Origin of the sequence: Xanthomonas hortorum pv. cynarae (assembly GCF_002939985.1) — a bacterium.
Taxonomy (GTDB): Bacteria; Pseudomonadota; Gammaproteobacteria; order Xanthomonadales; family Xanthomonadaceae; genus Xanthomonas; species Xanthomonas hortorum_D.
Map to the genome: position 1 here is coordinate 63,463 of NZ_MDFM01000025.1, position 14,315 is coordinate 77,777.

At 63.4% G+C, this 14,315-nt stretch carries 10 protein-coding genes and 1 pseudogene; 8 read left to right on the top strand and 3 right to left on the bottom strand.

Translation table 11 applies throughout. From position 1 onward, the window contains the following. Nucleotides 1-135: 135 nt before the first annotated feature. From XcyCFBP4188_RS16540 to XcyCFBP4188_RS16565, 6 genes are all read left to right on the top strand, one after another. Nucleotides 136-1,722 (top strand): SDR family NAD(P)-dependent oxidoreductase, encoded by a 1,587-nt coding sequence (locus XcyCFBP4188_RS16540; protein ID WP_006452330.1) that lies wholly within the window; start codon nucleotides 136-138, stop codon nucleotides 1,720-1,722. A 192-nt stretch (nucleotides 1,723-1,914) separates the two neighbouring features. After that, complete coding sequence (locus XcyCFBP4188_RS16545; protein ID WP_006452331.1) at nucleotides 1,915-2,544, top strand: GntR family transcriptional regulator; 630 nt, start codon at nucleotides 1,915-1,917, stop codon at nucleotides 2,542-2,544. Between the two features lie 167 nt (nucleotides 2,545-2,711). After that, nucleotides 2,712-2,852 (top strand): lasso peptide xanthomonin 1, encoded by a 141-nt coding sequence (locus XcyCFBP4188_RS16550; protein ID WP_006452332.1) that lies wholly within the window; start codon nucleotides 2,712-2,714, stop codon nucleotides 2,850-2,852. A gap of 48 nt (nucleotides 2,853-2,900) precedes the next feature. Then, a complete protein-coding gene (locus tag XcyCFBP4188_RS16555; protein WP_006452333.1) occupies nucleotides 2,901-3,047 on the top strand; it encodes a benenodin family lasso peptide in 147 nt (48 codons plus the stop codon). 110 nt (nucleotides 3,048-3,157) lie between these two features. Beyond that, a complete protein-coding gene (locus tag XcyCFBP4188_RS16560; RefSeq protein ID WP_006452334.1) occupies nucleotides 3,158-3,832 on the top strand; it encodes a lasso peptide biosynthesis B2 protein in 675 nt (224 codons plus the stop codon). Then, nucleotides 3,832-5,565 (top strand): lasso peptide isopeptide bond-forming cyclase, encoded by a 1,734-nt coding sequence (locus XcyCFBP4188_RS16565; RefSeq protein ID WP_104592458.1) that lies wholly within the window; start codon nucleotides 3,832-3,834, stop codon nucleotides 5,563-5,565. The genes XcyCFBP4188_RS16560 and XcyCFBP4188_RS16565 overlap by 1 nt, the downstream gene beginning before the upstream one ends. Nucleotides 5,566-5,636: 71 nt before the next feature. Here XcyCFBP4188_RS16565 and XcyCFBP4188_RS16570 read toward each other — a convergent pair whose 3' ends face one another. Both XcyCFBP4188_RS16570 and XcyCFBP4188_RS16575 read right to left on the bottom strand, forming a co-directional pair. Further along, on the bottom strand, nucleotides 5,637-7,718 hold the full coding sequence (locus XcyCFBP4188_RS16570; protein WP_233397331.1) for an Atxe2 family lasso peptide isopeptidase: 2,082 nt from the start codon (nucleotides 7,716-7,718) through the stop codon (nucleotides 5,637-5,639). A 69-nt stretch (nucleotides 7,719-7,787) separates the two neighbouring features. Continuing rightward, entirely contained in the window at nucleotides 7,788-10,235 is a 2,448-nt protein-coding gene (locus tag XcyCFBP4188_RS16575) for a TonB-dependent receptor plug domain-containing protein (protein ID WP_104592460.1), read from the bottom strand. A 439-nt stretch (nucleotides 10,236-10,674) separates the two neighbouring features. Here XcyCFBP4188_RS16575 and XcyCFBP4188_RS16580 point away from each other — a divergent pair, with 439 nt between their 5' ends. Both XcyCFBP4188_RS16580 and XcyCFBP4188_RS16585 read left to right on the top strand, forming a co-directional pair. Next, complete coding sequence (locus XcyCFBP4188_RS16580; protein WP_308190037.1) at nucleotides 10,675-10,935, top strand: helix-turn-helix domain-containing protein; 261 nt, start codon at nucleotides 10,675-10,677, stop codon at nucleotides 10,933-10,935. Between the two features lie 230 nt (nucleotides 10,936-11,165). Then, nucleotides 11,166-12,542, top strand: coding sequence for a Fic family protein (locus XcyCFBP4188_RS16585; RefSeq protein ID WP_104592462.1), 1,377 nt, complete (start codon nucleotides 11,166-11,168; stop codon nucleotides 12,540-12,542). A 129-nt stretch (nucleotides 12,543-12,671) separates the two neighbouring features. On the opposite strand, the pseudogene XcyCFBP4188_RS23675 reads toward XcyCFBP4188_RS16585, so the two are convergent. Beyond that, nucleotides 12,672-13,139 (bottom strand): annotated as a pseudogene (locus XcyCFBP4188_RS23675) (XVIPCD domain-containing protein); the annotation flags it as partial. Nucleotides 13,140-14,315 lie beyond the last annotated feature (1,176 nt).

Consider the following 14,315-nt stretch of genomic DNA (forward strand, 5'->3'; position numbering starts at 1 on the left):
GCCACCAGCCGGCTGTTCCGGCCTGCTGCAGCAGGGTCCCGGGCCGTCGCGTCGCTGGTCCAGCTGTCCATCGCGGTCCGCCATCAGCTGCCCGCTGCGTTCGCTTCGCTTTCTGCCGCTCTTTTCGGATCCATCTTGAACACCAACGCCCCGCCCCTGCCCGCCGACGACCTGCCCCTCACCGACCGCCTGCGCGTGGCGCTGGACCTGCTGGAGGCCATCGAGGCCGACCGCAGCGTGCTCGACGCGCTGCCCGAGGCCGACCGCGTGCGCCTGCATCAAGTGGTGGCCAAGGTCTATCACCCCGAGCCGAAGGCGCGGCGGCAGCTGCTCAAGCAGCGCGAGCGCGAGCGGCATCAGGAGAAGGTGCGCAAGGCCGAGGCATTGCTCGAACAACGCGGCATCCGCGCACTGCGGCGCAAACCGGTGTTCAGCACGCCGAACGTCTTCCCGCCGCATGCCGCTGGTCTGCACGATGCGCATAACGGCGAGAACGCAACCGAGACGCCGGAGCCGATGCATTCGCCCGAGCTGCGTCACTGTTATGTGTGCAAGCAGAAGTTCACCCAGCTGCATCATTTCTACGACCAGATGTGCCCGGCCTGCGCCGAGCTGAATTTCTTCAAGCGCACCGAAACCGCCGACCTGCGCGGCCGCGTGGCATTGCTCACTGGTGGGCGGGTCAAGATCGGCTATCAGGCTGGCTTGAAGTTGTTACGCGCCGGGGCCGAGCTGATCGTCACCACACGCTTCCCGCGCGATTCGGCCGCGCGTTATGCGGAAGAGCCGGATTTTGCGCAGTGGGGCCATCGCCTGCAGGTATTCGGCCTGGACCTGCGCCACACCCCCAGCGTGGAAGCGTTCTGCAGCCAGCTGCTGGCCACGCGCGAAAGGCTGGATTTCATCATCAACAACGCCTGCCAGACCGTGCGCCGCCCGCCGCAGTTCTACGCGCACATGATGGCCAACGAAACCGCCGCGCTGGATGCGCTGCCCGACACCGTACAGAAGCTCGTTGGTCACTACGAAGGCCTGCGCACACCCGAACTATTGCGAGAAGCCTCGGCCACCGCGCTGCCGGCCGTGCACGGGCGCGGCCTCGCCGATGCCGATGGCCTCACCCGCGCCGCCGAGCTGTCGCAGGTCGCGTTGCTGGACGACGAGCTGGTGGGCCAGGAACATCTGTTCCCCGAAGGCCGTCTCGATCAGGATCTGCAGCAGGTCGATCTGCGCGGCCGCAATTCCTGGCGCCTGCTGATGGCCGAAGTGCCGTCGGTCGAGCTGCTGGAAACGCAACTGGTCAACGCCATCGCGCCCTTCATCATCAACGCGCGCCTGAAGCCACTGATGCTGCGCACACCCGAGCGCGACAAACACATCGTCAATGTCTCGGCGATGGAAGGCCAGTTCTACCGCAACTTCAAGACCACCCGTCACCCGCATACCAACATGGCCAAGGCCGCGTTGAACATGATGACGCGCACCTCGGCGGCCGATTATCAAAACGACGGCATCCACATGAACAGCGTCGACACCGGCTGGGTCACCGACGAGGATCCGGCCGACATCGCCGCGCTCAAGGTGCAGCAGGAACGCTTCCACCCGCCACTGGACATCGTCGACGGCGCCGCGCGCATCGTCGACCCGATCATCCACGGCGCCAACACCGGCGAGCATGTGTGGGGGCAGTTTTTGAAGGACTATGCGCCGACGGATTGGTGAACAAGCCGCAACTTAATCGCAGCTAGATTTGAACAATGGTGCAGGCGCGTTTGCATGGCATGGTGCAGTGATATTGCACCATGCCTGTAATGCTATATCTGCGATGGATTGAAAAAACGCACACGGCCGTCCTCGTGCACCTCTGCATTCCATGTACGATCCAGCCATCGTACGCAGACAAGGAGTTCGGCGATGAGTGCGATTCATTCCAAGAGTGCGTTCGTCTATGAGCAGGTCAGACGTGCGCTGCAATCCGGGCGCTACCTGCCCGGTCAACGGATCGATCCAGGCAAGCTTGCTGGCGAATTCAACACCAGCGCTACCCCGGTGCGTTTTGCCTTGTATCGCCTGGTCGGCGAAGGGCTGGTTGCCGATCACGCACGCTATGGCCTGCAGGTGCCGTTGCTTACCGAAGTAGCGTTGCGCGATCTCTACGACTGGATGGAGCGCCTGTTGTCGATGGCCTGCGATATCGGCATGGCACCGGTGCCACGCATCATCGTAGCGCCGGAATCGACCACCACGCAGGACGATGTGGTGAAGCAGACCTGGAAACTGTTCGACGCGATCGCGCGCGGCACCTCCCACTGGTCACTACACCGTGCTGTCAAACAGGCCAACGACCGGCTGGCGCCAATACGCCGTGCCAAACAGGGCATGCTCGACGCGGTCGACGACGAGCTGGTGGCGCTCGAGCATCACTGGCAACAACGCGACTTGGTGGCGTTGCAGTCGGCCTTGCAGGCTTATCACGCACGACGCAAACAGGCTGTGCCACGCATTGTCGCTGCGTTGAACGAGCGTAGCCGCGACACGCGATAGTGCATTGACGGTCTGCAGCAGCGCTAGAAAAGTGCCGTCATTCCGGGCATCGATCACAAACCGGATTTAATTACCCGCGTGCAACGCAGTAATCATTGGAAAATCAAATTCCTCGCTTCTTACCTTGTGCATGTCATGGAGCCCCATGACACAACCAGGAGACAGCGATGAACAGCAACGACACCACCCACAGCGATGCATCCAACGAGATCACGGTGCTTGGCGTTGCCAGCACCGACACCAAAGGCGGCCCGCTCGCTGGCGAAGAAATCGGCGGCTTCAATGTGCCCGGCATTTCCGAAGAGTGAACCCGAGGCGTGCCTATGTGCACGCCTCTCCCACCAGGAGTAGAGACCATGGATACCAGCAACAACGACGCTCGCACCACGGCGTTGGATCAGGATCTCATCGTGCTAGGGGTCGCAAGCCTGGACACACAGGGCGGGCCATTGGCAGGCGAAGAAATGGGTGGCATCACCACCCTGGGCATCAGCCAGGACTAGGCACTGCCAACGCGCGGCAGTCGCCATTCGGCTGCTGATGCCGATAAGCAACTTCCCAGGCCACGGGGCGCACTCCAACGGTGCGCCCCTTCTCTCTCCAGGATGACGCCATGCATCGCTACACATTGCGCGACGACCTGTCGTTCTGCCGCATTGGCGAGCGCCTGGTGTTCCTGGATGTCGGCAACGACCGCTACTTCCGTCTGCCCAGTGCACAAGAACACTCCCTGCTCGCCTACCTGGCGCAAGACCCGGTATCGGAGCCGGAGATCGACGGCCTTCTCGAACGCGGCCTGCTTGTGCAGCGGTCGCAAGCCAGCGCCGGCCCGCAGCCTTCCGTCATGCCTGTTGCGCGTAGCGCAATGGAGACGCCCATACCAGCGCGACGACCACAGCTGTTTGAACTGTTTGAAGTGCTGGCGCTCGTGCTGTCCACGCGGCTGGCGTTGAAGCGCACTCCGCTCAGCAAGATACTCGGCAGCCTCTCCGCTGGAGCACAGCGCCAGCGGGCGCAGCAAAGCTCGGTCGCCCGGCTCGAGCAACGGCTCACCGAAGCGGCATCGGTCTTCCGGCACGCACGCGTGTGGGTGCCGGTCGAAATGCGCTGTCTGCTCGATTCGGTCGCGTTGGCCAGATTCCTGCGTAGGCGCCAGCTCGATGCCCGGATTGTGTTCGGCGTCGCACTCGATCCGTTTTCGGCACATTGCTGGGTGCAGGCCGGCGATCTGGTCCTGAACGACACGGTTGGAAACGTCCACGCGCATACGCCCATCCGGGTGGTGTGATGTACCGCTACATCGCCTTGCTCAACCATCCGCAGACACACCGCGATGGCGACCGCGCCGCTGTCGATGAGGCGCTGCGACAGATCGGGTTACTTCCACGGCTACGCACTGAATGCATCGATCTGTATGCATCAGACGACACGCCCGTGCTCGACATGCCTGGTGGCGGCTTACTGATCGGCCATGTCTTTTCGTGGCGCGACAACACCCCCTTGGTGGACGGCGCATCGCTGCATGCGTTGTCGGCAGCACAGCGTACGCGGCACCTGATCGATGCGCACTGGGGCGAGTACCTGCTGTTGCATGCACCGCACGAGGATCCGAGCGCCATCACCGTCATGCGCGAGCCTTCCGGCGGCGTGGCATGCGTCTACGCGTTACAGCATGGCTTCATCACCTCAGACATCTCGATCGCCACGCATGCCGGTGTATACGCGCGTGAGATCGATTGGGACGCCATCGCCCATCATCTGCACTACCCGCACCTCAAGACCGAGCGCACCGGGCTTGCCGGCGTGCGCGAATTGCTGCCGGGCAGTCAGCTGTGTCTCGAGACCAACCGCAGCAGTGTCGAACAGGTCTGGAACCCCTGGGATTTCATCGCAGCACCGCAGCGCCGGCACGACCCGTTCGCCGCACAGGCGCAGGTACGTCAGGCGGTGGCATCCAGCGTCATGTGTTGGGCGCAGACCGATGCGTCTGTGCTGCTGGAACTCTCTGGCGGCCTTGACTCGTCCATCCTCGCCGCGTGCCTGAAAGACACCACAGCGCGCGTGGCATGCTGCAACCTGGTCACGCCGGTGCCTGGCGCCGACGAGCGGCACTATGCCCGGCAGATGAGTGACTTGTTGGGCACCGAGCTGATCGTGCGCACCCTGGGGTTCGACGCTGCACCCGTCGATTTCGCACCGCCGCTCCATGCGGTCGCGCCCAGCACCTGGTTTCTACAGCATGCCTCCAACGCATTGAAGGAGACCATCGCCGAGCAGCTCGCCGTCAAGAGTTTCTTTTCCGGCGGTGGTGGCGACACCGTGTTCTGCAACACCAGAACCACCGCGCCTGCCGCAGATGCCTTCCGCGCAGGCGGCTTGCGCGCCGGCTTAACCGCAATCCATGCGCTTGCCGAACTGCATCAATGCACGCTCTGGAAAGCAGGCAGGTTGACGATGAAGAAACTCCTCGCCAAGGCCGGCCCGCCGCGCAAGCCGGAGCGATCGTTTCTGCCGAGCACGCAGGCTGAGGTTCGGTTGCAATCGCATCCCTGGTTCGATGCCCCGCCCGGCAGCCTGCCCGGCGACCGCGAACGTATCTTCGATCTGGCCGGCACCCAGGTGTTCCGCGATGGGTTGGCACGCAGCGCGTCATGGCATCTGCGCATGCCGCTGCTGTCGCAACCGGTGGTGGAGGCCTGCCTGAAGGTGCCGAGCTGGATGTGGATCGACGGCGGCCGCAATCGCGCCGTCGCACGCGATGCATTTGCTGGCGTGCTGCCTGCGCAAATCCTGCACCGCCGCAGCAAAGGCACCTTCATGAACTACTCCGGCGCGGTCTATCGTCAGGGCAGGCAGCAGATCCGCGATTATCTGCTGCATGGTCGACTCGAAAGCCAGGGGCTGCTGGATGCCGATGCCCTACGCCACCATTTCGACCACACGCTGGCCGACGGCGACCACAGCGTCATGCGCATCTTCGACCTGTGTGCGGTCGAGAACTGGGTCCGTCATCAAGGCTGATGTTGCCTGCGCTGCGTGGAAGCATGCCGTGTGCGTGGCACGTGTGCCACGCGCAAACGGCATCACGCACGCTAATCGCCACGTGCCGGCACTGCCGCCTTGATTGCACGCCAGCGCGCGTACTGCGCGGCCTTTTCCGGCGCAGCGTCCCGGTAATCCTGCAACCAGAAGCGGAACCAATCGACATTGCGCGCATACACCGACAACTTGTGCTGCGGCTGAAACTTCTGGTGCGGCTCGTTCGGAAACACATACAGCTCGGCACGCTGCGCACGCAGCAGCGGAATAACGTAATCCAGTGCGTACAGATACTCCTGCTCGGAATGCTGAAACAGGATGGGCGCGCGGATCCTGTCCAGCTTGAACGCCGGCGACAACGCCTTCCACCGCTCCGGCGTCTGCTCCGGTGCGCCCAGGCCCCACATCTGGCGCAATCCCTTGAGGAAGGGCTCGCCCTTCATGCTGCCTAACAGGTAGTACGTCGGCGACACCACCGGGTTGGCGACCGAGGCGGCGGCCAACAGGTTCGATTCGGTGGCCGTCCACAGGGTCACCGCACCGCCGAAGCTCAGCCCGCCCATGCCCACGCGCGTACGATCGATGCCGGCCTGCGCTGACAACAACGCCACCGCACTTTCCACTGCCGCCAGCCCCTCGCCGTGCCGTTCCAGCGCATCCATGGTGTAGCCGGGCAACTGGTTGATGCACAACGCCGAAATCCCCACCTGCGCCAACGCGGCCAGCGGCCACTCGTCGCCCACGCCACCGCGCACGAAGCCCGGGCAGCTGTAGTAGGTGACGAACAACGGCAGCTTGCCCGCGCCGTCACCGCGTGCCGCAAAGAACTGGCCGCTGTACTGCCGCCCACGTGCATCGCGCCACTGCAATAGCCGTGCGGGCGTCGCACGCGCCATGTCCGCCGCAAGCTCCGCGTTGGGATCGAACAGCACCTGCCGCGCGCCATCTTCGAACGCGATACGTTCCAGACGCGGCGGGCGATCGGCCTCCGCTGTCACGCACACCAGCGCAGCGGCCGACGCACCGCAGTGTGTGGAGGAATCGCGTCCGCCATTGATCAAACCACGCCCCTGCACCACCGCATGCACCTGGCCGGTGGCCGGATTCCAGCGCTGGATGGATTGCGCCAGGCCCAGCGCGGGATCGGTGATGGTGAACAGCACCTCCGCGCTGCCCGGCCGCCACTGCACTGCGGTGATCGCCTTGCCCACGCAGGCCGCCGCCGTGCAGCGCAGCGCCTTGCGTGCACGTGGGCCGGGCAACACCGACAGCGCCACCTGCGGCCGGTAGAGCCGGCCGTTGCCATCACCCACACGCGACAGCACCGCCACCGCGTCGCCCTGTGGCGCACGCGCGGATTGCCACGCATCACCGTCGATACCACGCAGCGCACTGACGGGCGGTTCCTCCGCGGGCACCTGCGCAGCGGCGAGTGGCCGTGTGCTTGCCGTCGCCAGATCCAGCGCCAGCCAGTGCTCCGGCACATCGGCCGACAGCCCGGTGCGATCGAACCACACCGTGCCGAAACGCTGCGTGGCCAGCCGCCCTTCCACATTGCCCGAGCGGAACAGGCCCTGCCCCAGCGGCACCGTCTCGTCGATCCGGATGCCCTGCGCATACTCGTCCTGTTCGGCCGCCACAACCTGCGCGCGCGTGGCACCGACGCGGTAACGCAGCACCCGCCCATCCGCGTCCAACGCGAAGTCGCGCACGTCTGCCGCATCGTGGGTTACCGCTTGCGCGCCGGAGCCGTCCGCCGCCGCGCGCCACACCGCGATTACGCCATCGAGCAACGCGCGGTAGTACAACCAGCGGCCATCCGGCGACCACACCACCTTTGCAGGCAACGCGCCGCCGGCCGAATCGCGCAACGGCACACCGCCATCGGCCACGCGTCTGGGCGCAGCATCCTGCAGGCCTTGCACATACCAGACGCTGTCATAGGTATTGCGCTGCACCGATGCCTGCTCGGTGCGAAAGGCCACGCTGCGGCCATCCGGCGACAACGTGGGGCTGGCGATATCCACCACCTCCAGCAATCGCTGCGGCGACACCGTTTGCGCGTGGCCCACGCACACACCTGCCGCCATCAGCACGCCTGCAAGCAGCAGGCGCCATAGCTTGTGATTCGTCACGCACGTACTCCTCTCAGCAACGCTCAAAAACGGTCGGCTGCACATCGGCTGCAGCAGGCAGCCGACGCATCACCAGTGCTTGGACACCGACACGCTCACGAAGCGGCCAATCGCCGAATAGTTGGTGGAGTCGTACGCCGCCACGTACAGCGGCGAGGTCACCCGGTACAACGGCGGATCGCGATCGAAGGCGTTGTCCACCGATACGCCGAACTCCAGCCCGGCCCACGCATCGCGGCGTGCGCCGGTGGCGTAGCGCAACGCCATGTCCACCGTGGTGAACGATGCCGACTCCACCCCATCGGCGCGGTTGCGCACACCGCCGCGGTAGTTGCCGAACAGCGAGGCGGTTAGCCCGCCCTGCTGCCACACCGCGCCCACGCGGCTGCTCAGCGTGGGCGGGTTGAACAGCGTGCCGGCCAGATCGAACGCCGCTTGCGTGGGCAACGTCTGCTGCGTGCTATCCAGCCAACTCGCAGAGCCGCGCAACGTCAGCGTGCCGGGCGCCAACGCCACCCGGTAGCTGCCGCTCAGGTCCACACCCTCGATGTCCTGCTGCGCCACGTTGGCGTACTGCGTGTAGATGATCGCCGCCACCCGGCTCGGGTCGTAGGCGACGCCGGCAAAGTTGGAGAACCGGCTGGCCAGCGCGATCACATCGGCCTGCGCCTGCGGCGTCGGCGAGCGGTCCACAAATGGCGCGTAGATCGGATTGCGCAAGGCCTGGCTGGCATTGGTGATCGGCTGCAGCACGCGGTTGCTGTAGTCCACCCCGAACCAGGTCAGCTCCGCCTCCAGGCCATCCAGTGCCTCGGGGTGCCAGGCCAGCGAGACCGAGCGGGTGATGGCGCGCTCCGGCTGCAGATCCTGGTTGCCGCCATCGGCCACCAGCACCGTGGTCCCGGCGGGAAAGCCCACCCCGCCGAACGCGCCCGGCTGGAACAGCCACGCTTCCTGCGCGTAGTTGCGCTCGAACAGCGTCGGCGCCTTGAACGACTTGCCCCACGACGCCTTCAAGGTCACATCGCTGCCAGGCCCGTACAGCACGCCGAACTTGGGCGTGGTCACCCCGCCGAAGCTGCTGTAGTCCTCCACGCGCACCGCCGCTGTCAGCGTCAGCCGCTGCACACCGGGCACGCCCTGCGCCGGGCCCACCAACGGCAGATTCACCTCCGCATAGGCGAAACGCGCGCTTTCGCTGCCATCGATCGTCTCCACGCCACTGACGTGGTTGACGTTGCGGAACGTGTTGCTGCGATATCCCACCCCGGCCGCCAGCCGCGCATCGCCCGCCGGCAGTGCGAACAACGGCCCTTCCGCACCCAGCTCGTAGCTGCGGCTGTCGTTGCAGTAGCACAGGTCGGTCACGCTCACCGCACCGCTGGCCAGCGCCGTTTCCTGGCGGTATTGATCGTGCTTGCTGTTGCCGTCGGTGGCGCCCAGCGTCAGCGTCCAGTCGCGGGGCAACCACACCACCAGGCTGGGCGAGAGCAGCAGGCTGGTGGTGGTCGGGGTGACTCGACTGTTGCGGCCACTGACCGCGTAGAAATGCAGCTGATCGCGCTCGCTGCGTAACGCGTCCAGCCGCAGCTCCGCGTTGTCGCCCAGCGACTGGTACGCGCTGAGCAAGCCGCTGCGCAGATCGCTGCCGGGATAAAGCGTGGAAGGGTCGGTGAGTTGCGCGGTGTAAGTGCGCTGCCGGCTGTAGATCGGGTCTGCCGAGACGTCCTGATACGTGGCGATCAACCCACCACTGCGCCAGGTGGTGCCGGCAGTGACGCTGTATTGCCGAGTGGTGAGGCCGCCTTGCGTGGCCTGCCCGAAGCGCGTGCCAACGCTCACCCCGTCGTAGTCGCGCTTGAGGATCACATTGCCCACCCCGCCCACCGCGTCCGACCCATAGATAGCAGACGCACCGTCGGCCACGATCTCCAGCCGCTCCACCGCCTCCACCGGAATCGCACTGATGTCCACCGCCTGGGTGAACCCGCCATAGGCCAGCCGGCGCCCGTTGAGCAGGGTGAGCGTGGCATCGGCGCCCAGGCCACGCAGGTTGAGGCTTGCGCCGCCGGTCATGTTCTGGTTCGCGTTGCCGGCCCCGGCCAGGTTGCCGCTCAGCACGCCCGGGTTCTGCCCACCGGAGAAGTTCTGCGGCACGCTGCGGATCACCTCGCCCAGATCGCCGAAGTCTTCTTCGCGGATGCGCGCCGCACTGATTGCGATCACGGGCGACGGCACCGCGCCGCCCTTGATGCGTGTGCCGGTGACTTCGATGGTCTCCAATTCGGTTGCGGATGCTTGCGTCGGTGGAATCGCCGCAGGCGCCGGTTCGGGAGAGGTGGCAGCCGTCGGGTCGCTGGTGCTTGCCGACGCGGGCGCCGGAATGCCGGCCGCCGCTGCCTGATCTGTTGCCGCTGCCTGCGGTGCCGCGGCCTGTGCCGTCGCCGCACCTGCCGCCCCGCTGCTCACAGCGAACAGGGCGAGAGAAATGGCGTCGCGTAACGTGCGTGTCTTCATGGAGCGTCCTTTGGCTTGCCTGGGTTGGCCCCGCCGACAGCGCACTCGGGTCGACCCCGGAGCACGCAGCCAGCTGAGCAAGATCGGTCCTGCACCTGACTGCCGAAACAAAGCACCGCTGCGACAGCGGGCCATGCTCAGTATTGCTAACTGTTTGCCGTACGATCAATCATCGCGCACGCAAAGCGCCTCGGTGCCTACCCAGGCCCGACACGCCATCACTGCGCAAGTTGTTGCACTTTCCCCACTGCCGGCAGTGGTCTCGACGCTCAACTCATCGTTGGCGTCGCCACCGCAGGCATTGCCGCAGCTACGTTTAACGTAGCCATCACACCAAGACTACGTTTACCGTAGTATCGAAGTCAAGCCCGCTTTCGGAAGCTTCCGTGCATCGAAGTCCGGGACGCGCACACCCTTGGTTGAGAAACGACAGCTCCCCGTGTACAGCCGCCGGCTACGCGAGGCGCGCCAGGTCTACGGCCTGTCGCAGCGCAACCTGGGCATCAAGGCCGGCCTGGACGACTTTGTCGCCAGCACCCGCGTCAACCGCTACGAGACCGGCGTCCACCAGCCCGACCTGCAGACCATCCAGCGGCTGGCAAACGCCCTCGACGTGCCGGTGGCCTACTTCTATGCCGAAGAAGACGACCTGGCGCAGATGATTCTGGAGTACAAGCGGCGGGGCAAACCCGTACCCTGAGACGTGTGGATGAGCGGCCAGAGGATGGCAGCGGATGTGCCGGGCGCGGGACCTTTGGCAGATGTACGCCACGATGCTCTTCAATGGCGCGATGGCAGGCGGTCTCACACGCGGAATCGCGCCATTTGAGGCCAGAATCGCGCCAAATAACCCGGAATCGCGCCACAATTTGGCGTATCGCGCCAGAATGCGCTTAAATCGCGCCACTAAATGGCTGCTACGGAAGAACAATGGCTCGCCAGCCTTCCATCGACCCAACCGCCTTGCTCAATGCCATCGCTGCCGAGTCCGGCGGCGTGGGCATCGAAGCGCTGCAGGCGGTGTTCCCACAAGTGGCGCGCCGCACTTTACAGCGCCAGATGGCCGACCTTGCGAACAAGGGCCGCCTGATAGTCGAAGGGAACGCGCGCGCGCGAAAGTACCGAACCATCGCCCAACGTGGGCTGGAGCAATTGCCAACAGCGCAAGCCGATACCGAGATTGCAATTACCGCGGAGGCGGCGCAGGTTCGCAATCTCATCCGACGCGCTTTGCCCCGCCGAACACCGGTCGGCTACCAGCGACAATTTCTTGAAAATTATCAACCCAATCAAACTGCCTATCTCTCTTCCTCGCTGCGTGCGCACCTGCACCAGCTCGGCCGCTCACCTGTAGAAGGCCGGCCTGCCGGCACATATGCGCGGCAAGTGCTAGACCGGCTGCTGATCGATCTCTCGTGGGCATCGAGCCGCTTGGAAGGCAATACCTATAGTCGCCTTGATACCCAGAATCTGATCCAGTTCGGATTGGCCGCGGCGGGCAAGGATCACCTGGAAGCGCAGATGATCCTCAACCATAAGGCTGCCATCGAGATGCTGGTGGAGCAGGCGCAGGAGATCGGCTTCAACCGTTACACGCTACAGAACCTGCATGCACTTTTATCGGACAACCTGTTGCCGGATCCTGACGCCGGTGGACGCCTGCGGAAAAACGAAGTGGCCATTTCCGGATCGGTCTATCTTCCACTTGCAATTCCTCAGCTGATCTCCGAGCACTTCGACACGTTGCTCGCAAAAGCGACTGCAATCGTCGACCCTTTTGAGCAGGCGTTCTTTGCCATGGTGCAACTGCCTTATCTGCAGCCATTCGATGACGTCAACAAGCGCACCTCACGTCTGGCTGCAAACATTCCACTCGTTCGACAGAACCTGGCACCACTGTCATTCGTCGATGTACCCGAGGAGCTTTATGTGGAAGAAACGCTTGGCATCTACGAGCTCAATCGCATCGACCTGTTGCGCGATGTCTTTGCGTGGGCATACGAACGCTCGTGCCAGCGTTACACCATCGTGCGCGAGTCACTGCCCGCGCCGGAACCGCTACGGCTGAAGCATCGCGAGTTACTACGTGTACTCGTTGCAGAAATCATCCAGACCGGCATCCGGCGCAACGACCTCGCCGGCATCCAACATCGGATTGCGGCTCTGACCGATCCGCAAGAGTTTGCAGACGTGTTAGCACTGACTGTAAACGAGTTGAACCAACTACACGAAGGCAACATCGCCCGCTATCGAATCAAGCCGTCACAGTTCCATGCCTGGCTGGCGTTGCAGCCGTTGGCGAAGTAGAAGCCCTCGCCTGCCGTGATGCATCGCTTGGCGAGCCCATCGCCACAGCCAATGGCGATGGGGTGTCAGCAGGCTCTAAACCTTTCCGGTCTCCAGACGTTCCAGTGACGTAGAAAGAATGCAGCGCTCTCACACCATCCGAGGCGGTGGAGTGATCGACTGGTCGCGTTGCTGCTCTTGTTGCTGGGATTGTTGCTGCCGCTGCGTCTCACCTAAAGACTGCAACTGCGCCAGAGACTGTTCAACCGGCTGTGCGATAGCGTCATTCGTCTTCATGTACGCCATCTTGTGTGCGGGATCGTTCAACGCCCCTTCGACTACAAAGACTTTCTCGCCTTGCCGGATAGATTTTGTTTCCTCACTCAACATGATGTGATCGATCCGCGACAATCCGTTCTCTTTTGCAAGATAGGCAGAACTGGCAGCCAGTCGGGCGCTATTGTCGTCATAGCCTCGACCCAAATCTTGTTCCAAACGGCGCACTGCGTCCTCCGCCTGGCGGTGAAGGGGGTCTTGTGATGGACCAAGTGAGCCATGGGTCGGCACTGCAGGCTGCGCCTCATGCCGCTCAGGTTGGACCGCCTCGCCTCGTACACGCAACGGGACTGCGCGCGGATCAACATGGAGAAGGCGTTCATGTGAGCCATCCGAGTTTGTACGATTGATATCGGTCGTTCCGTCCTGGTGCCGCTCACGGCTCAGACTTGCCCGCGATGCGTCAGACCACACACCACCAACAACCGCGTGGCGCTGACCATCACGATTCCACACGACAACATCGTTGCCGGAAGCGTAAAGACCTGCGGTAGGTCCACTCTTTCCCTCGGCTTGCGGGCGTCCCCAGGCATGACTTGCTCCTTGATCCACTGATTGAATAAAGGCTGGGGCTTCGGCGTTCTGGAGGAACAACGTTTTAACCACACCGTAGTGATGAGATACATCAGCAGCACCGCGGCCGTTGTGTGCATCAGTTGGATTGATGAGCGGATCGGCCACCACGCTTCCGTACGCGGTAGAGAGTGGGCTTGCCTGGTTTGCCCCACGCAATGCATTGAAGACTGCGGTGCCCTTGAGCGCATGCTCTACACCACTTTCGATGTAGTCCGCTTGCTCGTGACCTTTGACGATCTTGTTGGGAAGCATGCCATCGATCCGCGTCTTTACATCGTCGACACTCTGCAATGTTCCGTCATTGATACTCTGCAGTACGCCAGGATAGCGGCCGCGCCCAGCCTGATTTTCAAGCTTCATGATCATCGTTGCCAATTTTGCTTGATCATTCAAACTCGACTCTGCATACAGATCGGTCTGACGTAACTGCTGTACTGCACTGCCAAGATCTTTTGCTCCATCGCCCGGTCGCATCAATTGCTCGACCTGTGCGCGGTCATGCTCATGTACAAATGCGACTCCCTCGTCAGAGGCGAGGAAGCGATCAATGTTTGATTTAACCGTTCCATCAAGGGCTCTTCCATTCTCCGCCTTGATGGCATGGCCATCCCGCTGCAGGTCATGGATGGTTTGCGTGCGCTGCTGCTCCGAAAGAGCAACAGCCGGTGTCTGCTGCCTGGCCCACCCTTGATAGGCATCAACCAGACCAGTGGCGACATCTGGATGTTGCCCGAGATCGGTTTGCAGCGTCCCGATTGAAAACCCGCTATTTCCGATGGGCGGCTTCAACTCCGATTCGCAACACCAACGGTTGTGAAGTGGCCCAGGCGACCTGACCTGACAACTTCACCGCCAAGTGGAGTTACCCATGTCATCCAGTCG